The organism is Rhodoferax sp. GW821-FHT10B06 (assembly GCF_059415605.1).
Genome location: NZ_JBWKNO010000041.1, coordinates 1 through 1,179, shown reverse-complemented (window position 1 = coordinate 1,179; position 1,179 = coordinate 1). Strand labels below are relative to the sequence as shown.

1 protein-coding gene is annotated in these 1,179 nt (G+C 51.2%); it reads left to right on the top strand.

Going from position 1 to position 1,179, the window contains the following annotated elements:
* Window positions 1-555: 555 nt before the first annotated feature.
* Entirely contained in the window at window positions 556-1,041 is a 486-nt protein-coding gene (locus AC07O2_RS25950) for a low molecular weight protein tyrosine phosphatase family protein (protein WP_495234994.1), read from the top strand.
* Window positions 1,042-1,179 lie beyond the last annotated feature (138 nt).

The window sequence follows — 1,179 nt, the reverse complement described above, 5'->3', positions numbered from 1 at the left end:
GCGGGTCTCTCCACCCCGACACCATCAACATACAAGTTTTTGAACCCGACGTCTTAAACATACAAGCGAAGCGAGTTTAGCCAGACCCCGCCCAAAGCGAGCACCGCAGGTTTCCCAGTGCGATAGCGACGGGGCGCAGACAGTGGGGGCGCCTTTCTTTTGGTGACTTTTCTTTTGCGTAAAAGAAAAGTTACTGCGCCGCCGGGCGCACATCCCGGCCAGCGATCGCATAGACGCCACGTGCCATCTGCACTACCCCAGACCACACATAAATCTTCAAATAAAAACTGGCTCCAGCGCAAATTCAACCTGCGCAAAAGCTATAAAAAAAAGAGCCCTTGGTGGTTCCACCTTTTTGAGGGATAGACGGCTTACGGGGCGGAAACCGATCGGTTACTCCGGGCTATAGTGGATCAATGCTCAGCGCACGGTGCCTATAAAACTTTTATACCGAGCACACACGCAAGCGAAAGGTTCGCATACTCCCAAAATCGTGTTGTCAGCAAGTATGTGATAGTTTTTACAGCCTCGTTAGGCTCCAAAAAGGTCTCTGCCATGGCGAGCAAAGATGATTTCCCGCGAGAAAAGCAATGGAAGAACCTGTACACGCGTTCCGTTAAGCTTGCTCGTGCCCGACAGCTTGGGATCGACTACCCACGAACAACAGAAAAGCAGCTCATACAAGAAGAGGGCATGTCGAAGTTGAACGACAAACTCAAAGTGCTGTTTATCTGCAGCAGAAATCAATGGCGTAGCCCAACCGCTGAACAAGTCTGGCGAAAGCACCCAAAAGTCGCAACTCGCTCGGCAGGCACAAGTCCCAATGCCCGCCATAAGGTGTCAATCGAAGACATTCGATGGGCCAACGTCATCCTCGTCATGGAGGAAAAGCACAAGTCCAGGCTCATGGCCGAGTTCACCAGGCTACTCGACCATAAGTCGATCCATGTACTGGATATTCCAGACGAATATAAGTTCATGGATCCTGAGTTGATAGAAATGCTTGAGCAGTCCGTCAACAGTCTTCTAGAGCTTGGGTGAATTCCAGCACTGAGAGTACATCCGCCGCTTACCCTTTGCTGCAGCGGACCACTTCGCCGTCCACTAAGAGCGGCTAACAAAAGCGTGTCATCGTCAAATGCACATCGTGCGTTTGACGCGGGATGGGAAAGAACAGAA